Source organism: Acidisoma sibiricum, from assembly GCF_057837225.1.
On sequence record NZ_CM174445.1, the window covers coordinates 128,040 to 148,849 of the forward strand.

The following is a 20,810-nucleotide window of genomic DNA, read 5'->3' on the forward strand; positions in this document are numbered from 1 at the left end:
TCATTGAAATATATTAAACTAATGCCAAAATTCACGAGGTTGCGAGGATTTCACTGACACGCAGCTGTAACTTTCCCCGCCTCAGGCGGCTGGTGGAAAAACTTGATCGCGGTAGCGCAAAATCTCCACGCCTGCGGAAGCCGCATCCGGGAAGACGGTCAGTTTTTCGACGGAAACCCGCGCGGACTGCACACGCGCATCCTGCAGCGACAGGCGCGCAATCTCCTCCGCCATGGTCTCCACCAGCTCGACATGAGCGCGGTTCACGAAGGCCCGAATGCGCTTGGCGAGGCCGTCGTAATCCACCACCCGCCCGACCGTATCCGGTCCGACACCGCCCGGATGATCGAGCCCGTCGTCCCGCATCTCGAAGGAGATATTGATGCGTACCGGCTGGCGGCGAGCCTTCTCCTCGGCATAGACGCCGATACGCGCCTCCAGCACCAGATCGCGGATGAAGACCCGGCGGAGCGGCGATCCCGACAGGCCGCTCATTCCGCGATCTCCATCGTCGCCGGGGCCCATTGCAAATGCTGCCCACCGTCGAGTGCAATCATCTGTCCGGTCAGCGACGGCAGGGACAGGATGGCAAGCGCCGCCGCGCCGACCTCTTCCGGCGACGTGCCATGGCCCAGCGGCACTGAGGCCGCCTGACGGTCGAAATCCGCCTGGTTCTGGCGCGGACTGGGCACAGCGGGGCCAGGCCCGATTCCCACGACACGAATGCGCGGGGCAAGTGCCAGCGCCATGGTTTGGGTCAGCGTCCACAGGGCCGCTTTCGAGACGGTGTAGGAGATGAAATGCGGAGTCAGCGACCAGACGCGCTGATCGAGCAAATTGATGATGACACCATGGGCTGCTTCGGGCAGTGCTCCCGCCATGTCCTGCATCAGCACGAAGGGCGCCCGCAGGTTGGGCTCGATATGCCGGTCCCAGCTGGCGCGGGTCGCGTCATTCCATTCGTCGCGCTCGAAGGTGCTGGCATTGTTGACCAAGACGCCGATCGGCCCGAGCACCGCCTCCGCCCGGGCGACAAGGGATGCGACCTCGGCCTCCTGGCCGAGATCGGCTTTGAGCGTGATGGCGCGGATACCCTGGGCAATGAGACTGGCCGCCAAAAGCTCGGCCTCGTCACGGCTCGCATTATAGTGGATCGCGACCGCGAAACCGCTGCCGGCCAGCGCTTCGGTGACGGCACGGCCAAGCCGCTTCGCCCCCCCGGTGATGAGGGCTGCACGCGGAATACGCGGGTCGATGGTCATCGCTTGGTCCGTCCTGCTCCGCGGCCGCTGGGAGATTTGCCACCGCCGCGGCGGCTGTTACCACGCCGCTTGTCAGGATCGTAGCCACCACCACCAGGCCCCAGCGGCTCAGGCATATAGTCCCGCTTGGCACGCACGCCGCTGCCCAGCGGCGGTTCGATACCGAGCTCCATCGCCTCCAGCCGCTTGAGTTCGTCGCGCAGACGGGCCGCTTCCTCGAATTCCAGGTCGGCTGCCGCCGCCCGCATGCGACGCTCGATCTCAGCGATGGAACTGCGCAGATCCTTGCCGACGAAGTCAGAGATGCCGCCATCCTTGACCGGCGAGACGGTGACGTAATCCTGCTCAAAGACCGAATCCAGCACCTCGGAAATATGCTTGCGCACCGAGACCGGTGTGATGCCGTGGGCCTCATTCCAGGCCCGCTGCTTCTGACGGCGGCGGTCAGTCTCTTCGATCGCGGCGGTCAGACTGCGCGTCATGTGATCCGCGTAGCAGATGACGCGTCCATCCACATTGCGGGCAGCGCGGCCGATGGTCTGGATCAGGCTCGTCTGGCTACGCAGGAAGCCTTCCTTATCCGCATCGAGGATGGCGACCAGCATGCATTCGGGAATGTCCAGGCCCTCGCGCAGCAGGTTGATGCCGACCAGCACATCAAAGACGCCCAGACGCAGATTGCGAATGATCTCGATCCGCTCCAGCGTATCGACGTCCGAATGCAGATAGCGCACGCGCACGCCCTGCTCGGTGAGGTATTCCGTCAGATCCTCGGCCATGCGCTTGGTCAGCGTCGTCACCAGCACGCGGCCACCCAGATCCCGCACACGCCGCACCTCGGCCAGCAGATCATCCACCTGATTGCCGACGGGGCGGATTTCCACCACCGGGTCGATTAGACCCGTGGGGCGGATCACCTGCTCGGCGAAACTGCCGCCCGTGCGCTCCATCTCCCAATGTCCAGGCGTTGCAGACACAAAGACCGTCTGCGGCCGGAATCGCTCCCACTCCTCAAAGGTCAGCGGACGATTGTCGGCGCAACTCGGCAGGCGGAATCCGAATTCGGAAAGCACGGATTTGCGGGCGGCATCACCACGCGACATGCCGCCGATCTGCGGCACCGTAACATGGCTTTCGTCCACGATCAGCAGCGCATTCTCAGGCAGGTATTCAAAGAAGGTCGGTGGCGGCTCACCCGGCGCGCGGCCTGTCAGGTAGCGGGAATAATTTTCGATCCCTTTGCAGGAGCCGGTCGTCTCCATCATCTCGATATCGAAGGTGGTGCGCTGATTGAGACGCTCAACCTCCAGCAGCCTGCCCTCAGCCTCCAGCTCGGCGAGGCGCTCCTTCAATTCCTTTTTGATGCGGATGATGGCCTGGGTCAGCGTCGGCCGGGGCGTGACGTAGTGGCTATTGGCATAGACCGTCACGCTGTCCAGGCTGCCGGTGACCGTGCCGGTCAGCGGGTCGAATTCGGAAATGCTTTCGATCTCGTCGCCGAACAGCGACACGCGCCAGGCGCGATCCTCGTAATGGCTGGGATAGATGTCGACGACCTCGCCGCGCAGCCGGAAGGTACCGCGCGCGAAGGCCGCGTCATTCCGGCGGTATTGCAGTTCGACCAGGGCCTTGGCCAGCTTGTCGCGGTCGATCGAACCGCCGACCTCAAGCTTGACCACCATCTTGGCGTAGGTCTCAACTGAGCCGATACCGTAGATGCAGGAGACCGAGGCCACGATGATGACGTCGTTGCGCTCCAGCACGGCCTGGGTGGCGGAATGGCGCATGCGGTCGATCTGCTCGTTGATCTGCGCGTCCTTCTCCACATAGGTATCGGTGCGCGGGACGTATGCTTCCGGCTGGTAGTAGTCGTAATAGCTGACGAAATATTCGACGGCATTGTCGGGGAAGAAGCTCTTCATCTCGGCATAGAGCTGGGCCGCCAGCGTCTTGTTCGGCGCCAGGATGAGCGTCGGCCGCTGCACCGCCTCGATGACCTTAGCCATGGTGAAGGTCTTGCCCGAGCCGGTCACGCCAAGCAGCACCTGATCCCGCTCATGCCCGTCCGTCCCGGCGACAAGATGCCGGATCGCTGCCGGCTGGTCGCCGGCGGGCTCGAATTCGGACACGACCTTGAAGGGCGTTTTCGCCGGCCGCGGCGGCTGTTTCTGCGGCATGAAGGCCACAGGAAGGCTGGGAAGCGCGGAAGGATGGGTGACTGCCTGGGACATAAGGGGAACATAATGCCTGGCAGCCACTTTATCGAGAGGGGCCCGCGCAACAGCAGGTTTGAGACATGGCAGAACCGATCAGCGGCGGGCGCGTTCCCATTCCTCGACCTCGAAGCGCAGCTGGGCGCGCGAAACGCCGATGTCAGACAGCATGCGCGCATCCATGGTCGCGAGTTCCCGCTTCAGCCGCCGAGCCTTGGTCAGCCGAGCGTAACGGTCACGAAAACCCCGCCAGACCCGCGCTATAGGGCTCACAGCTGTCCGGCTGACGGCAGGGCGTAAAAGAGTGAGTGACATGGTCGTCTCCCATTCGGATGAGTGATGAGGGAAAGCTGACCCCATGCCCGTAATAAGAAAAACGAATTGTTTTGATCGTTTGAATCAAATAAGTTGATTACATGACCCGCCCCGCCACGCTCGACCCTGATCTGCTGCGCGCCTTCGTCCTGATCGCTGAGGAACGCAGCTTCACGCGAGCGGCCCAGATGGTCGGCCGCACGCAGTCGGCCGTCTCCATGCAGGTGCAGCGTCTGGAAGCGGTGCTCGGACAGCAATTGTTTCATCGCGGCCGGGGTGGTCAGGTCGATCTCACCCGGCACGGGCAGTTTCTGCTGGACCGCGCGCGCGAGATGCTATCCCTGAACGACGATATCTGGCGGACCTTCCACCAGCCCTCCGTCAGCGGCCAGGTCTGCCTCGGCGTGCCGGATGATTACGCGCTCCGTTTCCTGCCCCGGGTCCTTGTTCGCTTCGCCGAAGTGCATCCGAACGTGGAGGTAGAGGTGGTCTGCGCGCCATCGAACGAGCTTATTCCCAAGCTACGCGCCGGCACACTTGATCTGGCCCTCGTCTCCGAGGGGCATTCGGTCGCGGGCTTGGAAGGGGAGCCGCTATGGCGGGGCCCGCTTGTCTGGATCGGCTCGGAACGCCATGCGACGCATCGGCTGGACCCTCTGCCTCTTGCCCTCTCCGATCCCACCTGCTGCTGGCGGCAGGCCGCAATAGAGGCTCTGGAACAGACGAATCGACGCTTTCGCGTGGCCTATACCTCGTCGGCGCAAACCGGCACGCTGGCACCCGTCATGGCGGGTCTTGCCATCACGCTGTCGCCGGCCACCGCCCTACCGGAAGGCGTGCGCGTCTTGGGACGAGAGGACGGATTGCCGCCGCTTCCTGACTTCCAGGTGCTGATGATCAAGGCGCGTGAAGCGCGGCAGCCCGTGACCGATGCGCTTGGTGACTATATCGCCGAGACCTTCGCGCGTGAGGCGATGAAACCGGATCAGGCCGCGGCCTGACAGGTCTGCCAGAATTAAGCTTTGCCAGAACCGTTTCTGTCTGCCGCTAACCGGGTGTAGCTGATATCGACTTGACCAGATCCAGGACACGGCGGCGAACATCGGGATCGGTGATGCCGGAAAATGATGCCAGTAGTTCGGCCTCATCCGGTGCCAGCGGAGCCGGCTCGTCGATCAGCCCCGCCTGTTCTTCCGCTGCCTGAAAGACGGGACTGGCCAGGCCGCGCGCTTGATAGGCCGGCGGTGCGGTTCCGAAGCTCGGCAATCCGTCGAAAAAATAATCCGGCGAGACTTTGAAGACCCGGCAGAGATCGTACAGACGGGACGCGCTCACCCGGTTGGTCCCGCGTTCGTATTTCTGCACCTGCTGGAAGGTCAGCCGCAACGCGTCGCCGAGCTTTTCCTGCGACATGCCAAGGACGGTACGGCGCTGCCGGATGCGCGTCCCGACATGCACATCCACCGGGCTGGGGCCGGCGTCACCCATCGCGCTCTTAGTCATGCTGGTCCCGGACCTGCCGGATGAAGCTGGAAGCATGTGCAAAGGGGCAAACCTGGCCGCCGGGGTTGGGTGGGGCGTTAGTCGGCAAAGGGCGGCAAAACCGTCTGCGGCTATCATAGCAGTGCATGTGAAGCCAAAACTATCGAAACGTTACACTAAGGGAAATCCTTAATCTATTTGAGCGTAATACAAGCCGTCTGCGCACTGTTAGGATAAAATTTACGGATCGCTGCGTGGCACTCGGCGCGATCCCAAAATCATACCCAGGAGCGCGGTGAGGCAGCCGAGTATGGCCGGTGCCCATAGTCCCCAAGAGGCAAACACGGTCGGCGGCAGGGGCCCGGGCAGCGGCATGACGAGGGCGCCCTGACGGGCGAGGCCCAGACGCGCCTTTTCCCGTCCTGATGCGTCGAAAACCGCCGAAATGCCGGTATTGGCGGCGCGGGCCAAAGGCAGCCCTTCCTCGACCGCCCGCAACCGCCCGGCGGCCAGATGCTGGCGAGGACCGCTGCTATTGCCGAACCAGGCATCATTGGTGACGAGCGCGATCCAGTCCGGCCGGTCACGTTCCTGGACGATCTGGCCAGAAAAGACGGATTCGTAGCAGATAATGGGTCCGACCGGCGGTATGCCCGGCACATGGAGCGTGGTGGGGCCCTTGCCCCGGGTGAACCCCTCTCCGGGCAATATCTGCAGGGGCAGCCAGGCGGGCTGATATTCGCCGAAAGGCACAAGATGCCACTTGTCGTAGGTCGCGAGCAGAGGGCCCGGACCACGTAGCACACCCAGGCTGTTATAGATCGCCTGATTGTCGTCGCCGAAGCGCAGCATGCCGGTGATCACCGTCACATCCGGCCCGACCGTTTCCGCAATCGCCTGACGGGCCGCGACATCGGTCTGAAGCAGGAAGGGCGAGGCCGTCTCTGGCCAAAGCAGAATGATCGGCAGGTTCTTCGGATTGTTTGCCCGCGCCTTGGCGACCGCGTCGGCGCTGAGCGTGAGATAGCGGCGGAACAGCGTTAGCGCTGCCGTGCGGTCAGAGACGAATTCGGCTGTGCCATTGCCCTGGATGACGCCGATGATGGCGGCAGGCTCTGCCGGTTTCGCACTGGACAAGCGCCAGGCCCCGGCCGTTCCCCAGACGATCATCAAGCCCAGCGACGCCGCCAGGCCACGCAGGCCGAGCGACGGCAGGGAGGCGACGAAGACAATACAGAGCGTGAGGCCCAGCACCCCGATCCAGGCCGCCGGCTGAATCAGCACGGTGCCGAGCAGTCCAGGAATGGCGACATCCGTGCCCCAGAAATTCCAGGGGAAACCGGTGAACACAAATTGCAAAGCGAGATCGGCCAGCGTCCAGGTTCCGGCCAGCACCAGAATCCGCGGCATGCCCGCAGGCGCCATCCAGGCGAGCGCCGCAGGCACGGCGGTGAATACGCCCACGACCAGAGCCAGACCCGGCACGGCAAAGGGCACCAGCCACCAAAATTGCGCCGCCTCGATGAGGATCGGCTCGGTGATCCAGTAGAGACCCACGACATTGAGGCCAAATCCGAAAGCCAGGCCGATCAGGCCCGCCTGCTTCCAGCTCGGCGCCTGCCCGATCAGCCACAGCAACCCTGGCAGGCTGAGCCATAGCGCCGGCAGAATATAGATGGGCGGCAGGGCGAGGGCTGCCAGGAATCCGAGGATGAGTGCGAGAATGAGAGTCTTGCGCATCCAAAGGCGGCTATAGATGCGCATTGCCCTTGGCAAGCGGCGCACCGTCGCATTTTGTAACAGTTTCAGGACTTTCCGCTTTGGCCACCCCCGTCTCTCTCATCCTGGCGATCGACGCCGCCTCCCCCCTCTGCTCCGCGGCACTCTGGGACACGGCCGCAGGTGCCGCGCGCGGCAGCACGGAACGGCAGGGCGCGACCGGAGAAGCAGCCCTGCTGCCGCGCATGGTGGCCGACCTTCTGGCCGAGAACGGCCTCACCGCCGCCGACCTTTCGGCGATCGCCGTCAATGTCGGCCCTGGCAGTTTCACCGGCCTGCGCGCGAGCATTGCCCTGGCCCAGGGGCTGGCCCTTGGCAGTGGCCTGACCGTGGTTCCGGTCACGATCGCCGAGGCTTTGAGATCAGGCCTTGCTGCCGAAAGCAACGCGGCGCTGATCTGGTGTGCCCTCGATGCGCGGCAGGGCCGGTTGTTTCTGCATCAGGGCGGCGCACCGGCGGACTGGTCGGTGGTGCAGCTTGCCAGCCCACCCTTGCCTGACCGCCCGCTGATCCTGACCGGCGATGCCGCCGAGCCCCTTGGCGCTGCGCTGGCGGCGGCAGGCGCCACTGTGTCGGTCAGCCAAGCCCAACAAAGCCACGCGCGGCTGGTGGCACAAGCCGCCGCCCGGCGGCTGGCGGACCAATTGCCGCCGCTGACGGCCACGCCGCTTTATATCGATCCGCCCCGCGCCCTGCTGCCGCGGGGTGGGCTGCGGCCACCGCCGCAGGGGTGGAGCATGCCGCAGTGACCAGCCAGCCGCCGCCCATCCAAAGCGTCGGCCCGGCCTATGCGGCGGCCCTCGCCGCCATCCATGCGGCGGCCTTTCCAGACGACGCCTGGGGTGCCGCCGCCTTTCAGACGCAGCTTGAAATGCATGGCGTGATCGGACTTCTGGACCAGCGCGGCGGCCTCATTCTACTGCGCGTCGCTGCCGATGAAGCTGAGATTTTGACCATCGGCGTGCTGCCGCGGCTACGCCGGCGCGGCATTGCCCGCGGCCTATTGCAGGCGGGCATGGCGCTGGCGGCCGGGCTTGGCGCCAAGGCGATTTTCCTGGAGGTCGGGACCGCCAATCAGGCGGCCAAAGCGCTGTATGAAGCGGCCGGCTTCCGTCAGGTCGGTCAGCGGAAGGGATATTATGCCAATGGGACCGATGCGCTGGTGCTGCGGGTTGATCTGCCACCTGCAGATGCCGGCTGACTTGCCAGAGGGCCAGACTGGCGCCAGTCTTGGCCTATGCGCATTCATATCCAAAACCATCCCAGACAGCCCGAAGTCTTCAACGTCTCGCCCGAACAATGGGGCGAGGCCTTGGTCCGCGCCGGGAAGGCATCAAGCGGGTATAAGGTGAGCTTCGGCGAGACCAGCGGCGAGTTCACGACCGTCGGACCCGATGTCGAGATTCTGATCGCCGGTCCAGGCACGATTAAGCAGCTGCTGCCCGAGTTGCAGCCAGACCGGGCACCGCATCTCAAGATGATCTTCTCCGTCGCCGCTGGGGTGGACACACTGCCCGCCGACCGGATGCCGCCCGTGCCCTATGTCAATAATCGCGGCGCACATGCCGAAAAGGCGGGCGAATTCGTCGCCATGGCGCTGCTGATGCTGGCCAGCGGCATGCCGGAATGCATCGCCAATCAGCAGAATAAGGTCTGGGGCCAAACCTTCACGCAGGGCCTGCGCGGACGGCGTGCGACGATTCTGGGTCTGGGCGCCATGGGCGGCGCTTCCGCCGAACAAGCCAAGCATTTCGGGATGCATGTCACCGGCCTGCGCACCCGGCCGGAGCCCCATCCGGCCTGTGACCGCGTGCTGTCGACGGATATTTTCGACAGCGTGCTGCCGGAGACGGATTTTCTGATTATCTCGGCCCCGCTGACCCCCGCGACCCGCAAAATCCTCAACAGCGCGCGCATCGCGCTACTGCCAAAGGGCGCTTACGTCATTAACATCGGCCGCGGGCCCTTGATCGACCAAGACGCCCTTTGCGACGCGCTGGACGATGGGCATCTGGGTGGTGCGGTTCTGGATGTTTTCGATCCCGAACCGGTCAAAGAAGACGACCGGGTCTGGACGACGCAAAACATGATCATGACGCCGCATGTCTCGGTCGACGATGCGGTCAGCTATGTTCCGCGCTCGCTCGACATCTTCTTCGCCAATCTGGCCGCATTGGAAAAAGGCGAACCGCTGCTGACGCCGGTCGATTTCAGCCGCGGCTACTGACCGGGCTCATCGCCCGCCGGAGACGGTGATGACCGTGCCGGTGACATAGGAGGAGGCGGGCGAGATCAGCCACAGCACGGCCTCGGCAATCTCCTCCGCCGCACCGATACGGCCCATGGGAATGCCGCCGCCCTTGAGCGCCGCCTCCTGCATCCAGGGTGCCGCCATATCAGTCGCCGTCATGCCAGGGGCGACCGCATTGACACGAATGCCCTCCTTCGCGACTTCGCCGGCGAAGCCCTTGGTGAAGGTCTCGATCGCACCTTTGGTCGCGGCATAGGGAACCTGCCCGGCCAGTCCGCCAAGCCGAGCCGCGACCGAAGAGATGTTCACAATCGAACCGCCCTGACCGCCCTGGTGCGTGGACATGCGCTGGGCCGCTTCCCGCGCGCAATAGAAGCTGCCCAGGACATTGACGGCAAAGATCTGCTGCAAATCCTGCGCGCTCTGCGCGTCGATCCTGGCCGCGACGCCGGTGGTGCCGGCATTATTGACCAATCCACCGATCGGGCCGAGCGCCGCCTCGGCGGCTGCAAACATGGCGGTGACGTCTTCCGAGTTCGCCACGTCGCCGGCGACTGCGACCGCGCGTCCTCCCGCGGCCTGGATTTCAGCCACCACGGCGTCTGCCGCATCAGCCCGGCGCGCGTAGTTGACGGCGACGGGATAGCCGCGCGCGGCGAGCAGGCGGCAGATGGCGGCACCGATGCCCCGGCTTCCGCCGGTTACAAGCACGGCGGGGAGCTGGGTCATCGGAACCTCCATCAGAAAGACAGGTTAAACTTTGGCGACATGCACCATGTTGGTGCCGCCGGCCTGGCGGAACGGCACGCCGGCGGTGACGACGATAGTCTCACCCGGCTGCGCCATATTCTCTTTCCGCGCCTCTTCCCGCGCTGCGTCCGTCGCCTCCGTAAAGGAATCGACTTCCTTGGCGATCACCGCATGAACACCCCAAACAACCGCCAGACGGCGCGCCGTCTCGGGACGCGGAGTCAGGCCGAGGATCGGACAATCCGGCCGCTCGCGCGCAACGCGTAGCGCCGTCATGCCGGTATCAGTGAAGGCGGCAATCGCGGGCGCCTTGATGGTATGGGCGATCTGGCGCGAGGCCGCGGCAATCGCGTCCGAGGCCGAACCTTCCGGCTCGGGCCGGGAGGCATCGGTGATCTGGCGCCAGCCGGCATCCTGCTCCACGCGGGCGACGATGCGGTCCATGATATTGACCGCCTCGAACGGATACTGGCCGGCGGCGGTTTCCGCCGAGAGCATGACCGCATCCGCGCCATCGAAAACGGCGGTGGCGACGTCAGACGCTTCGGCGCGAGTCGGCGCCGGGGCGGTGATCATGCTTTCCAGCATCTGGGTCGCGACCACGACCGGCTTGCCCATCTGGCGGGCAGTGCGGACGATGCGCTTCTGCGCCAGCGGCACTTCTTCGGGCGGCAGTTCCACGCCAAGGTCACCGCGCGCAACCATCACGGCATCGGCGAGACGGATGATCTCGTCAAGATTGTCCAGCGCCTGCGGCTTTTCCATCTTGACCATGATCCAGGCGCGACCGGCGGCGATTTCTTTCGCCTCGATCACATCCTCAGGCCGCTGCACGAAGGAGAGGCCGATATAATCGACACCGGCATTCAGCGCGAATTCGAGATCGATGCGGTCCTTCGCGGTCAGTGCCGGGATCGGCAGCACGACGTCCGGCACGTTGACGCCCTTCCGGTCGGACAGCGGGCCGCCGAAGATGACTTCGGTTTCCAGATGGTCGTCGCGCTTATGGGTCACGCGCAGGCGCAGCTTGCCGTCATCGAGCAGCAGATGGCTGTTGATGGCGGCCGCGGCGATGATTTCAGGATGGGGCAGATTGACCCGGCGCGCATCGCCCGGCGTCGGATTCAGGTCAAGGCGAAAGGCCTGGCCGGTCTGAAGATGGACCTTGCCGCCGGCGAAGCGGCCGACACGCAGCTTCGGACCCTGAACATCGGCCAGGATGCCGATCGGGCGGTCGAAACGCTTTTCGATTTCACGAATCGACGCGATCCGCGCCGCGTGATCCTCATGGCTGCCATGACTGAAATTCAGGCGAAAAACATCGGCGCCGGTCTGGAAGAGGCGGGTGATGATCTCGGTGGTTGAACTGGCTGGCCCCAGCGTCGCGATGATCTTCGTGCGGCGGCGGCGGCGCAGCCGCTGTGAAGCGATCGGCGTACGAGAGAGCGACATTCCGGGCGTCCCAGCTGATTGATGTGGGGCGACGGCCCCCTGACTGACGATACGGGCCAAGTCGGTATGGAAGCGCTCCCATACCCTCGGCGCCGGGCGCCATCAGCCATGAGAGCGGGGCACGAATCAACCCCCCGTGCGAGCAATCCAATCCTCGAGCCTTGCGATAAGCGCACGGCCATCGCCTTCAATGAAGAGTATCTTAAACCGTGCGGTCTCCCCCGAGCGGATCGAGATCGCTGCTTTCCGCACGGCCAGCGCCTCCGCCAGATAAGCGATAAGCGCCTTATTCGCCGCGCCCTCGACCGGGGGTGCCGACAGCCGCAATTGCAGCATGGGCTTGCCGTCAGCACCCTGCACGACACCGTCCAGCCCGTTGCGGCTGGCGCGGGGCGTCAGCCGCACAGCCAACCGCACACCGCTCTTTTCGGCCACGAAAGGCTTCGCCGCGGCCGTCATGCGCGAAACTCACCCAAAGCTATAGGCGTATTGAATGAAGCCGGAGCGCGTCGCCACACGGTTGTAGAGCGCTTGCGCCGTGCTGTTGGTCTCATGCGTGTGCCAATAGACGCTTTCGCAGCCGGCCGCCTGCGCCACGGCACAGCAATGGGCGATCAAGGCTCGGCCGACCCCCTGGCCGCGCCTGTCCGGCAGCGTGAACAGATCGTTCAAATAGCAGACGTCACCGATCGTCCAGGTATTGCGATGATAGAGGAAATGGACGAGGCCGACCGCCGTATCGCCGCTCCAGGCAAGTGCCCCGAATACCGGCTCCTGCGCATCAAGCATCCGGGACCACAGCGTCTCTGTCACCTGTTCGGACAAATCCACCTTGTAGAACGTCTGATAGCCCCGCCAAAGCGGTGCCCAGACCTCCCGATCCTCTGCCCGCACGGCCAAAATCTGCACTGCACTCATTCTTTCATTCCCCACCTCACCAAGCTGTGAGCTTAGGGCGCCGCGCCTGCCGAAAGAAAGGGCGCATGCCCTGCCTGGCACGAATCATCGACAAGGCCTGGCGCTTAATTTATTACTAATTAGCATCGTTCCACCGAAGAGGATTGTCATGGACGGCGATTGCACCTGCGGCAGCGGGTTGCGGCGGATGCGCTGCTGCGCCTGGCGCCTCTCCGACCGCAGCACAGGCTCTGGCCTCGCCCGCTTGCAGCCCCTGGTGGACGAGGCCAGCCGCCGCATCGCGGGCGACGAGCCCGCCGAGGCCGAAGCGCTGCTGCTGGACGCCCTGGATCTGGCGCCGGACAGCCTGCCTGCGCTGATGGAACTCGCGGCCCTCAGGCAGGGACAAGGACATGTCCTGGCCGCCGAGACGCTGTGGCAGCGCGTGCTGCGGCTGGACCCCAATCACCTGACTGCGACACTGGCGCTGGGCATGAGTCTGCTCGGGCACGGCCGCCTGGCCGAGGCCGAGGCGCGCGCCCGCAATGCCATCCGCATCGCGCCGGAGACGCCCGCCGCCCATAATCTGATGGCCATGATCCTAACCGAGGCCAATCGGCCGCAGATCGGCGAATACCATTACCGAAGGGTGCTGGACCTGTCCGGCAGCCGCGACCCCATTCTGCTGGCCAACCTGGCCTGGAACCTCAAGAACCAGGGTCGCATGGCCGAAGCCCGCGCGCTGTATCATGAGAGCCTTGGTGCCGCGCCGACCGTGCGGCAGACACTGCTGGGCTTTGCCCGGCTGGAAGAGGCAGATCGCCGTTTCGATGCGGCGCGCGCAGTGCTGGACGTCAGCGACATCGCCTATCCGGGCGATCCACAGGCGCAGCTGGCGCGCGCCGTGCTGCTGGGCCGGACGGGCCAGCGGGCGGAGGCAATTGCACTGATCGACGCCATGGCCGAGGGAATGGGGACTGGCCTCGGACCGGCCGAGCTGCTTGAAAAAGGCCGCCTGCTCGACACGCTGGGCCGTTCCGACGACGCCTGGGCCGCCTTTGCCGCGGGCAAGGCGCGCGCGATGCAGCTCTCCGGCCAATCCTATCTCGATGAAGCCGCGGCCAGCATGATGGCCCGGCTGCGCGGTTTTTTCACGGCCTCCCGGCTCGCTTTGCTGCCACGGGCGGCTTTGCGCGCTGGTGAAGCCCAGCCGATCTTCATTCTCGGCTTCCCACGATCGGGCACGACTTTGGTCGAGCAAAGCCTGTCGGCGCATTCTGCCATCGCCGCCGGCGACGAGCTGCCGCTCATCCATGACCTGACCGAGACGCTGCCGCGGCTATTGGGCAGTCCCCTCTCTTACCCCGAGGCTCTGTCGGAACTCTGGATGGGTGATCAATGCGAGGGGCTTAACCTGCTGCGGGACGTCTATCTGCAGCGCGCCCGCCAACTCGGCGCGGGCCGGGTGGCCGACGATGCGCAACCACCCCGGCATTTCACGGACAAGATGCCGCTGAACGAAACCCATCTCGGCCTGATCGCGCTGATGTTCCCGGCCTCCCCCCTCCTCCATGTCATCCGCCATCCGCTGGACATCATGGTCTCGGCCTTTTCCAACCATTTCACCCATGGCTTTTGCTGTGCGGCCGCGCTGGAGACAGCGGCCCTGCACTATGCCCGCGTCTTCGACCTCATGGCCCATTACCGGGCGGCGATGCCGGAAGCCCGCTATCTGGCTGTCCGCTATGAAGACATCATCAGCCGGCAGGCGGAGACCATCAGCGGCGGGCTGGCCTTCATCGGGGAGGAGTTCGACCCGGCCTGCCTGACCTTCCATGAGAACCGCCGCTATGCCCGCACGGCGAGCTACGCCCAGGTAACGGAACCCCTGTATGACCGGTCTGTCGGCCGCTGGCGGCGGTATCGCCAGCACCTGGCGCCCGTCCTGCCCATCCTGGCCCCCGCGATAGAGCAGCTGGGCTACGACGTTTCCTGACCGGTTCAGAGACCATCCTGATCAAGTCACGTCTGGCCCGCTTGCGCAGGATGAGACCGGCAGGCATCACTCTCTGCATTCATGATAGATTGCGGCGGATTGGACGGGGCTCGGACAGGCTATGCAGCGCGAAGCGATGGAATTCGACACGGTGATCGTGGGGGCCGGACCGGCGGGGCTTGCGGCGGCGATTCGCCTCAAGCAGCTGGAGCCGGATGCCTCGGTCTGCGTCGTGGAAAAAGGCAGCGAGGTCGGCGCCCATATCCTGTCGGGCGCCGTGATCGAGCCGCGCGCGCTGGAGGAGCTGCTGCCCAATTGGCGCGAGCTGGACTCGCCCTTGCAGACGGAAGCGAAGGATGACCGCTTTTACTTCCTGACCGAGACGAAGGCCTTTCGTCTGCCGACACCGCCGCAAATGCATAATCACGGCAATTATATCGTGTCGCTCGGCGATGTCGTGCGCTGGCTGGGCGCGCAGGCGGAAGCGCTGGGCGTGGAAATCTATCCCGGCTTCGCCGCTGCCGAAATTCTGGAAGAGAATGGCCGCATCACCGGTATCGCGACCGGCGATATGGGCATCAGCCGCACCGGCGAGGCAGGTCCCAACCATCAGCCGGGGATGGAGCTGCGCGCGCCCTATACGCTGTTCGCCGAAGGCTGCCGCGGCAGCCTGTCCAAGCAGCTCATGGCCCGCTTTGCCTTGCGCGACGGCGTCGACCCGCAGACGTACGGGCTCGGCATCAAGGAGCTGTGGGAGATTCCGGCGGCGAAGCACCAGAAAGGGTTGATCGAACATACATTCGGCTGGCCGATGGATAATGAGACCTATGGCGGGTCCTGGCTGTATCACCTGGGCGACAATCTCGTCTCCTACGGCTTCGTCATCGGGCTTGACTACAAAAACACCTGGATTTCGCCCTTCGAGGAAATGCAGCGCCTGAAGACGCATCCGCATGTGGCGAAGCATTTTGAGGGTGGCCGTCGCATCGCCTATGGTGCGCGGGCGCTGAGCGAGGGCGGGTTGCAGTCAATCCCCCGCCTGACCTTCCCCGGCGGCGCCCTACTGGGCGACGCCGCGGGCTTCCTCAATGTGCCCAAGATCAAGGGCACCCATGCGGCGATGAAATCCGGCATGATGGCGGCCGAAGCGGTGGCCGAAGCCCGGGCCGCCGCCGCCGCCGAGCCCACGGCTTTCACCGACAAGTTGAAAGCCAGCTGGCTGCACGCCGAACTCTCCGCCGTGCGCAACATCCGCCCGTCATTCGCGAAATTCGGCAATTTCGGTGGTTTTCTCTATTCCGCCGTCGATACCATGATCTTCCGCGGCAAGGCCCCTTGGACCTTCCATCACGCCCATGCCGATAACGAGGTTTTGGCGCCGGCCCGCGAGGCGGATAAAATCGCCTATCCGAAGCCGGACGGCGTGCTGACCTTCGACCGTCTGTCCTCCGTCTTCATCAGCAATACCAATCATGAGGAAGACCAGCCGGTGCATCTGCGGCTGCGCGATGCATCCAAATGGCTGACCGAGAATTGGGACAAGTATCAGAGCCCGGAAAGCCGCTATTGTCCGGCCGGCGTCTATGAGGCGGTGGGTATTGCCGAAGGCCATCCGCATCTGCAGATCAATGCCCAGAACTGCGTGCATTGCAAAACCTGCGACATCAAGGACCCGGCGCAGAATATTGACTGGGCCGTGCCGGAAGGGGCTGGCGGCCCCAATTATCCGGGCGGCATGTGACGGAATCGAAGGGAGATCCGGCTATGGACGACAATACGCGCATTTCGCTGGAGGCGGCGGCCTTCCGCAGCCTGGTCGACCATCTGCAGACACGCACCGATGTGCAGAATATCGACCTGATGAATCTCGCCGGCTTCTGCCGCAATTGCCTGGCCCGCTGGTATCGGGAAGCTGCCGAAGCCCGCGGCCTGCCGCTTTCCGACGCCGCCGCCCGCGAGCATGTCTACGGCATGCCTTACGAGGAATGGAAGGCGAAGAATCAGACTTAGGGCGTGATTTTTACTTTTGCCGCGTATGGACTTTCGTGACAATGATGGATCGCGTTTGTCAGTGACTATATGTGAGGGCTCGTGAGGATCTCCGGCAATGCTGGGGGGCACATGACTTTCTATGTTCACTCGAATCCTAAAAAGGATCTTAGATAGGGCTATTATAATCTATTATTGTCATGTTCTAACGATTTTAAAAAACTCCCACGCCCCAATCTGCTTGCGATTACAAACAACAATTCCGCTTGGCTCTGCACACAAGTAATAACCGCAGCACTCCAAAGTGTAAAAATCCACGTCCTTCGACCGAAATAAAAAACTACTTTGGGCTAAAGTAAAATTTATTTCTCTTTCAAATCCAATCGAAAAATCGGACAGGCGCAACACTAAGGTTAATTCTAGACCTCCCAGAACCACATACAACTCTGAATCGCTTCCTCGTAGCCGCAAGCGAATCGGCAATAGCTCTTGACTCGCCTCAAACAGAGCAATTTCTACACTACGGACGCGATCGCTGGTAGAGTCGTAAGCTAACACGGTGCCGTGGTAAGAAAAGAGCCCGGCGGCAAAACGAACAATGCTCGACACACGGTTTAACGTTTCAATTATACGGCTTGGCGTGAAAGTTTTCATAGGTGAAAAGCTTGTGATTGCTTGCAAACGTCGTTCAACCAGCTTTGTCAAAGCCCATGCATCGAAATCACTTTCGTGGTGGCGTTTCCAGTCAGAAGTTACGTCTCCCGTCCAAAAGGCGAAGCGTGAAACGCAAAGCTGCACAGGCTTATGTTGAGGTTTCCATTGCGATCCATAGGCGCGGAAGACGACATTATCCTGCTCCGCTCTTATCGCAACTTTTGCTAAAGGTGCCCCATGCGGGATAGCAAGAAAAATTTTCTGGAATCCGCCGTCGCGACAAGTAAAAAAGCATGACATGGTGGATTTGCTGCCATGTGTATCAAGTAGCTCAACGTTACAAGATGTAGCAAAGCTATTTATATTGAATCCGACACATCTGCCTGGTAGATGTAGATCTATTTCATCATTCTCCAACAAAATAACGTAATTCTCGTCGAATATACTATTTTTGAATCGATGAAGGCTCCTTCCGCCAGAATCAATATCTGCAATCCATAGCGAAAAATTCTTCCGATAGCTTTTCGCTGTTAGCGATTTTTTTATTAAAAAACTGCTGTCTATTTCAAAAAACCCTAATAAAGCTTCACCAATTGCAAATCCCAGGGTTCGCGAAACGATTGTCTGGGGATGAGGAGGATCTCTAAACAGATGCTCTCCTGGACCCAGGATATTTTGACTAAACTGTAACATAAGCTGACGAAGATCAAGAAATTGCGCATGCACAGCTTGTGAAATTTGAATTCTTGTTTTGTATGTAGAAGAAATGGAGTTTATACTCTCTTCAGAACAAAATCCCAAAAATATGAGGGTCGTTTCCGAGGAAATTGTAGATGCAATTTCGAAAATTATCTGATTGACGAAATCTTCGGAACTATAACCATTTGGACCAAAATCTTCCCGAAGATGTTGCTCATCATTTGGAATACTGTCAAAAAACACAAAATCGTATTCTGAAAAATCAATATCCATATTTACAGAAAACTGTATGCCGGAAGATGCGCCGACCGACCTATTGTCGATCGACGCACTTGGCAGAGCATCTCGGAGACCACCTATCCATCCATCCCTCGTCAACGAATTGGAGGTACCCAAAACTAGTATTTTCATTTGCAAACTCTAAGAAATTATCAATTTCATTTTTCACAAAGTCTGAAGCTAAGCGACCAGTGGTCAATGCTCAAAGTAAAAGATGCCAACGCTGATTCAAACTCAAAAGCCGAAATCAGATGTCAATACGGACAGATCGCTAAGGGATCTGCGCGGCGAGGATGATCGCGGAACTAATCGCTGCTATAGAGATCATTGCCGAAGTATTGGCGCCAAGTCGTCTTTAGCATGGGAAAAAAGCCAACATGCGATGTCGAGTAGCCGAGCGAGGAAAACATAATCTCGGGCAAGATCGAATGAATCATGCTCTCGGCTTACTCCATCGCGCCTTGTATGGGGATGCTTCAAAATTTTCGTGCGGTGTCTGGCTCAAAAACATATCAACCGCATCTCTCACGGTAGGCCATACCTCTCCTGAAGCGTCATAGTCATCAGCGATGATCATGCCGCCAGGAGCAAGAAGTGGCCACCACATTTTCAGGTCGTTGGTGACTGCATCGACATCATGGCCAGCGTCTATATGGATAAGATCGGGCATGATGTCCTTTCTACCCAATAAATGACCTGCATTTGTGCTATCAAGTGGAAGGGGTAAAACATAGTCGTTCATGCCAGCTTGAACGACGTTTGTCAGGAAGGTGTAAAACAGCGTTGGATAGCCATTCTGGAACATAAGACTTGGGAAAAATTCAGGGTGGACATAATGGTCCCATGAACCCAAAAACGTATCAACTGCTATCACTATCCCATCGATATCATTTTTTTTGATCTGTTCAGCCATGAAGACTGTCGATGCACCTTTCCAGACGCCAATCTCGACAATGATCTTTGGTCTAATGAGCGAAATCGTATCTGAAAGGAATGGATGGTAACTATTCCACCCCTGCTTATCCCCTTGATACTGCTCTGCGATGAACCCACTATAGGGATTATACTCTCCGAATATAGTCTCTCGTGTTTCGTTCCAAAGCCCGCTCATCAAAATGACCCTCCCCCACGTTTGTTAAATTTGTCTATTGCTAACTTACTCTGCTCAAACTTGGCTACTTTTCAAATTTTACTTTACATCCTTTGGGCAATAGAAAATGGGCCTAATTATAGGCCCATGCTCGCATCCATACCAGGACGAGTAATTTTCCGCGCCCAACCATCTGCAACCGAACCAACGTCCAGGGCGATGCCGCCGAACCGCTTGACCGTCGCGGCGTAGAATTTTCCGAGAATGCCGCCGGCAATCAGAAAAAGACGGCCATCATGCGGCACTTGCAGCCTCGCCAGGATGTCGTAATAGGCGTCTGGAAAATGCGTTCCGAACACAGCGTCGTCGCCGAGGGCCGTCTGGGATCCCCTTTCGCCGGGGATTCGGTAAAAGTTTACCTCATCCAAATCGAACCGACGCTTTAGTAGTTCTGGAAGTTCCGGTAGGCACGAAATAACACTCAGCTGCTTTGTGCTGCGAATAATGCTTTCCAATCCACCTGATTGCGAAAGATCCATGTGGACGAGTTGTGAACAGCATTTGGGCTTGTTGAAGCACTGACCCAAAATTTGAAACGCTCGGTGGACATTGTTAAGCGATGGCACGCCCCGCAAACTCGAAATACGATATTCATGCTGTATCCAACCCTCGTACGGCACACCGATATAGTCACATTCGAGGGCAATGTTCGGAAGCCGTTCGACAATGCCCCTAAATTCGTGGCCATTCCATGGGAAATCGTTGCCAAACCACATAGCAGTCAGTTCCCGCCTATTTCGCTGATAGAGCAATTCATAACTGCGTTCATCTTCAAGGCCGAGATTGATGCATCCTCCCTCGCCGTCACCGAGGCGAATGAGCGCAAATGGCCGTCTGGCCTTCACTGCTTTGATGACCTGCTCGGCGACTTCCGATGTACCATGATAACCAAAGCTCCCCTGGACTACTTTCATGGCCTCAAGTGCCTTTGGCTTCGGCCATGCCGACAGATAGGCACCGAACTGTCTAATCTCCTCGAGTTCCTGGGCGGCAGGGCCATCCGCAAGAAGAATGGCACGCTCGTAGTGTTGATCCGCTGTTTGATGGGCGCCAATGGCGTGAAGGATATGAATCAGAAAGACCGAGATACGAACATCATTCGGCTGGCGTCGATGGGCCTCGGTCAAAAGTCGCGCGGCCTCTAGATGGTTTCCCTCTAGCCTATGGAGGAAAGCTGCCTCGTAGTAGCCGGCCGCCCAATCGGGCCAGGCATCCATAATCCAATGGAACACGCGGAGAGCGAGCGGGCTTTTGCCGTTACTTCGCAGGGCGATTCCGACATCAACGAGGATATGATTGGCCGTTGACTTATCGAGGATAGATCCCAGAAACGTGGCTATGCCCGCATCATCGCCACTTGCGCATAGGTCTCTGACGACTGAACTTTCATGCCCCATGGGTTCGCTTTCTCTTTAATGCAGTCGTACAAGTGGGCAGCCAACTAATACCCAGCACGAAATAGGCAAGAAAATTCTGTAGATTTTAACCAACCACGGACGTGTTTATTAAACCTAAATACGATATCATTACTATTGTTCGAATAAAAATTTTTTGATTTTCGTTTATGTCAATAATTGTTTTTAGTGGGTTCTAAGCGTCAACGCTAAACGCGAATGGCCATTCTCAGCATCCTTCATTTTCG

The 20,810-nt window shown here is 60.6% G+C and carries 20 protein-coding genes; 7 read left to right on the forward strand and 13 right to left on the reverse strand.

What is annotated here, in order from left to right; translation table 11 throughout:
* Positions 1 to 81 precede the first annotated feature (81 nt).
* The 4 genes from AC3G7M_RS00625 to AC3G7M_RS00640 all read right to left on the reverse strand — a co-directional run bounded on the left by AC3G7M_RS00625 (position 82) and on the right by AC3G7M_RS00640 (position 3,790).
* The gene (locus AC3G7M_RS00625) at positions 82 to 495 is read right to left on the reverse strand and encodes a dihydroneopterin aldolase (RefSeq protein WP_489213769.1); all 414 of its coding nucleotides are present in this window, start codon (positions 493 to 495) and stop codon (positions 82 to 84) included.
* On the reverse strand, positions 492 to 1,262 hold the full coding sequence (locus AC3G7M_RS00630; protein WP_489213771.1) for an SDR family oxidoreductase: 771 nt from the start codon (positions 1,260 to 1,262) through the stop codon (positions 492 to 494). The genes AC3G7M_RS00625 and AC3G7M_RS00630 overlap by 4 nt, the downstream gene beginning before the upstream one ends.
* Complete coding sequence (uvrB, locus tag AC3G7M_RS00635) at positions 1,259 to 3,493, reverse strand: excinuclease ABC subunit UvrB (RefSeq protein ID WP_489213773.1); 2,235 nt, start codon at positions 3,491 to 3,493, stop codon at positions 1,259 to 1,261. Before uvrB ends, AC3G7M_RS00630 begins: the two co-directional genes overlap by 4 nt.
* A 78-nt stretch (positions 3,494 to 3,571) precedes the next feature.
* Positions 3,572 to 3,790 carry a YjiS-like domain-containing protein gene (locus AC3G7M_RS00640; RefSeq protein WP_489213775.1) on the reverse strand — a complete coding sequence of 73 codons (219 nt, stop codon included), beginning with the start codon at positions 3,788 to 3,790 and terminating at the stop codon, positions 3,572 to 3,574.
* A gap of 101 nt (positions 3,791 to 3,891) precedes the next feature.
* Between AC3G7M_RS00640 and AC3G7M_RS00645 the strand changes: the two genes are divergently transcribed.
* Positions 3,892 to 4,791, forward strand: coding sequence for a LysR substrate-binding domain-containing protein (locus AC3G7M_RS00645; RefSeq protein WP_489213777.1), 900 nt, complete (start codon positions 3,892 to 3,894; stop codon positions 4,789 to 4,791).
* Between the two features lie 46 nt (positions 4,792 to 4,837).
* Here the strand turns inward: AC3G7M_RS00645 and AC3G7M_RS00650 are convergent, their stop codons facing one another.
* Together AC3G7M_RS00650 and lnt are read right to left on the reverse strand one after the other, a co-directional pair.
* Positions 4,838 to 5,293 carry a helix-turn-helix domain-containing protein gene (locus tag AC3G7M_RS00650; protein ID WP_489213778.1) on the reverse strand — a complete coding sequence of 152 codons (456 nt, stop codon included), beginning with the start codon at positions 5,291 to 5,293 and terminating at the stop codon, positions 4,838 to 4,840.
* Positions 5,294 to 5,512: 219 nt separating this feature from the next.
* Complete coding sequence (lnt, locus tag AC3G7M_RS00655; RefSeq protein WP_489213779.1) at positions 5,513 to 7,012, reverse strand: apolipoprotein N-acyltransferase; 1,500 nt, start codon at positions 7,010 to 7,012, stop codon at positions 5,513 to 5,515.
* An 80-nt stretch (positions 7,013 to 7,092) separates the two neighbouring features.
* Between lnt and tsaB the strand changes: the two genes are divergently transcribed.
* The 3 genes from tsaB to AC3G7M_RS00670 are packed head-to-tail and all read left to right on the forward strand — an operon-like array spanning position 7,093 to position 9,278.
* Positions 7,093 to 7,800 carry a tRNA (adenosine(37)-N6)-threonylcarbamoyltransferase complex dimerization subunit type 1 TsaB gene (gene tsaB, locus AC3G7M_RS00660; protein ID WP_489213781.1) on the forward strand — a complete coding sequence of 236 codons (708 nt, stop codon included), beginning with the start codon at positions 7,093 to 7,095 and terminating at the stop codon, positions 7,798 to 7,800.
* Positions 7,797 to 8,252: a GNAT family N-acetyltransferase gene (locus tag AC3G7M_RS00665; protein ID WP_489213783.1), complete on the forward strand. Its 456-nt coding sequence runs from the start codon at positions 7,797 to 7,799 to the stop codon at positions 8,250 to 8,252. Before tsaB ends, AC3G7M_RS00665 begins: the two co-directional genes overlap by 4 nt.
* 36 nt (positions 8,253 to 8,288) lie before the next feature.
* A complete protein-coding gene (locus tag AC3G7M_RS00670; RefSeq protein WP_489213785.1) occupies positions 8,289 to 9,278 on the forward strand; it encodes a D-2-hydroxyacid dehydrogenase in 990 nt (329 codons plus the stop codon).
* A gap of 6 nt (positions 9,279 to 9,284) precedes the next feature.
* Here AC3G7M_RS00670 and AC3G7M_RS00675 read toward each other — a convergent pair whose 3' ends face one another.
* The 4 genes from AC3G7M_RS00675 to AC3G7M_RS00690 all read right to left on the reverse strand — a co-directional run bounded on the left by AC3G7M_RS00675 (position 9,285) and on the right by AC3G7M_RS00690 (position 12,422).
* Complete coding sequence (locus AC3G7M_RS00675) at positions 9,285 to 10,031, reverse strand: SDR family oxidoreductase (protein ID WP_489213787.1); 747 nt, start codon at positions 10,029 to 10,031, stop codon at positions 9,285 to 9,287.
* Between the two features lie 24 nt (positions 10,032 to 10,055).
* Positions 10,056 to 11,504 (reverse strand): pyruvate kinase, encoded by a 1,449-nt coding sequence (gene pyk, locus AC3G7M_RS00680; RefSeq protein WP_489213788.1) that lies wholly within the window; start codon positions 11,502 to 11,504, stop codon positions 10,056 to 10,058.
* A 126-nt stretch (positions 11,505 to 11,630) separates the two neighbouring features.
* A complete protein-coding gene (locus tag AC3G7M_RS00685) occupies positions 11,631 to 11,963 on the reverse strand; it encodes an ACR/YggU family protein (protein ID WP_489213790.1) in 333 nt (110 codons plus the stop codon).
* Positions 11,964 to 11,972: 9 nt separating this feature from the next.
* Positions 11,973 to 12,422: a GNAT family N-acetyltransferase gene (locus tag AC3G7M_RS00690; protein WP_489213792.1), complete on the reverse strand. Its 450-nt coding sequence runs from the start codon at positions 12,420 to 12,422 to the stop codon at positions 11,973 to 11,975.
* 148 nt (positions 12,423 to 12,570) lie between these two features.
* On the opposite strand from AC3G7M_RS00690, the gene AC3G7M_RS00695 reads away from it, so the two are divergent.
* The 3 genes from AC3G7M_RS00695 to AC3G7M_RS00705 all read left to right on the forward strand — a co-directional run bounded on the left by AC3G7M_RS00695 (position 12,571) and on the right by AC3G7M_RS00705 (position 16,407).
* The gene (locus AC3G7M_RS00695) at positions 12,571 to 14,397 is read left to right on the forward strand and encodes a tetratricopeptide repeat-containing sulfotransferase family protein (protein WP_489213794.1); all 1,827 of its coding nucleotides are present in this window, start codon (positions 12,571 to 12,573) and stop codon (positions 14,395 to 14,397) included.
* Positions 14,398 to 14,518: 121 nt separating this feature from the next.
* On the forward strand, positions 14,519 to 16,138 hold the full coding sequence (locus tag AC3G7M_RS00700) for an electron transfer flavoprotein-ubiquinone oxidoreductase (RefSeq protein WP_489213795.1): 1,620 nt from the start codon (positions 14,519 to 14,521) through the stop codon (positions 16,136 to 16,138).
* Between the two features lie 23 nt (positions 16,139 to 16,161).
* Entirely contained in the window at positions 16,162 to 16,407 is a 246-nt protein-coding gene (locus tag AC3G7M_RS00705) for a DUF1244 domain-containing protein (RefSeq protein ID WP_489213796.1), read from the forward strand.
* A gap of 177 nt (positions 16,408 to 16,584) precedes the next feature.
* On the opposite strand, the gene AC3G7M_RS00710 is transcribed toward AC3G7M_RS00705, so the two are convergent.
* The 3 genes from AC3G7M_RS00710 to AC3G7M_RS00720 form a co-directional block, all read right to left on the reverse strand.
* Positions 16,585 to 18,012: a hypothetical protein gene (locus AC3G7M_RS00710; RefSeq protein WP_489213797.1), complete on the reverse strand. Its 1,428-nt coding sequence runs from the start codon at positions 18,010 to 18,012 to the stop codon at positions 16,585 to 16,587.
* A 439-nt stretch (positions 18,013 to 18,451) separates the two neighbouring features.
* Positions 18,452 to 19,129: a class I SAM-dependent methyltransferase gene (locus AC3G7M_RS00715; protein ID WP_489213798.1), complete on the reverse strand. Its 678-nt coding sequence runs from the start codon at positions 19,127 to 19,129 to the stop codon at positions 18,452 to 18,454.
* A gap of 116 nt (positions 19,130 to 19,245) precedes the next feature.
* Positions 19,246 to 20,565, reverse strand: a complete 1,320-nt coding sequence (locus tag AC3G7M_RS00720) for a hypothetical protein (RefSeq protein ID WP_489213799.1) — start codon at positions 20,563 to 20,565, stop codon at positions 19,246 to 19,248.
* Between the last annotated feature and the right edge of the window lie 245 nt (positions 20,566 to 20,810).

Coding starts and splice junctions, on each gene's coding strand:
- AC3G7M_RS00715 (WP_489213798.1), bottom strand. CDS start 19,129: ATGAGCGGGCTTTGGAACGAAACACGAGAGACTATATTCGGAGAGTAT.
- AC3G7M_RS00625 (WP_489213769.1), bottom strand. CDS start 495: ATGAGCGGCCTGTCGGGATCGCCGCTCCGCCGGGTCTTCATCCGCGAT.
- AC3G7M_RS00645 (WP_489213777.1), top strand. CDS start 3,892: ATGACCCGCCCCGCCACGCTCGACCCTGATCTGCTGCGCGCCTTCGTC.
- AC3G7M_RS00695 (WP_489213794.1), top strand. CDS start 12,571: ATGGACGGCGATTGCACCTGCGGCAGCGGGTTGCGGCGGATGCGCTGC.
- AC3G7M_RS00705 (WP_489213796.1), top strand. CDS start 16,162: ATGGACGACAATACGCGCATTTCGCTGGAGGCGGCGGCCTTCCGCAGC.
- AC3G7M_RS00650 (WP_489213778.1), bottom strand. CDS start 5,293: ATGACTAAGAGCGCGATGGGTGACGCCGGCCCCAGCCCGGTGGATGTG.
- uvrB (WP_489213773.1), bottom strand. CDS start 3,493: ATGTCCCAGGCAGTCACCCATCCTTCCGCGCTTCCCAGCCTTCCTGTG.
- lnt (WP_489213779.1), bottom strand. CDS start 7,012: ATGCGCAAGACTCTCATTCTCGCACTCATCCTCGGATTCCTGGCAGCC.
- AC3G7M_RS00720 (WP_489213799.1), bottom strand. CDS start 20,565: ATGGGGCATGAAAGTTCAGTCGTCAGAGACCTATGCGCAAGTGGCGAT.
- AC3G7M_RS00700 (WP_489213795.1), top strand. CDS start 14,519: ATGCAGCGCGAAGCGATGGAATTCGACACGGTGATCGTGGGGGCCGGA.
- AC3G7M_RS00640 (WP_489213775.1), bottom strand. CDS start 3,790: ATGTCACTCACTCTTTTACGCCCTGCCGTCAGCCGGACAGCTGTGAGC.
- AC3G7M_RS00690 (WP_489213792.1), bottom strand. CDS start 12,422: ATGAGTGCAGTGCAGATTTTGGCCGTGCGGGCAGAGGATCGGGAGGTC.
- AC3G7M_RS00630 (WP_489213771.1), bottom strand. CDS start 1,262: ATGACCATCGACCCGCGTATTCCGCGTGCAGCCCTCATCACCGGGGGG.
- AC3G7M_RS00675 (WP_489213787.1), bottom strand. CDS start 10,031: ATGACCCAGCTCCCCGCCGTGCTTGTAACCGGCGGAAGCCGGGGCATC.
- pyk (WP_489213788.1), bottom strand. CDS start 11,504: ATGTCGCTCTCTCGTACGCCGATCGCTTCACAGCGGCTGCGCCGCCGC.
- AC3G7M_RS00710 (WP_489213797.1), bottom strand. CDS start 18,012: ATGGATATTGATTTTTCAGAATACGATTTTGTGTTTTTTGACAGTATT.
- AC3G7M_RS00685 (WP_489213790.1), bottom strand. CDS start 11,963: ATGACGGCCGCGGCGAAGCCTTTCGTGGCCGAAAAGAGCGGTGTGCGG.
- AC3G7M_RS00670 (WP_489213785.1), top strand. CDS start 8,289: ATGCGCATTCATATCCAAAACCATCCCAGACAGCCCGAAGTCTTCAAC.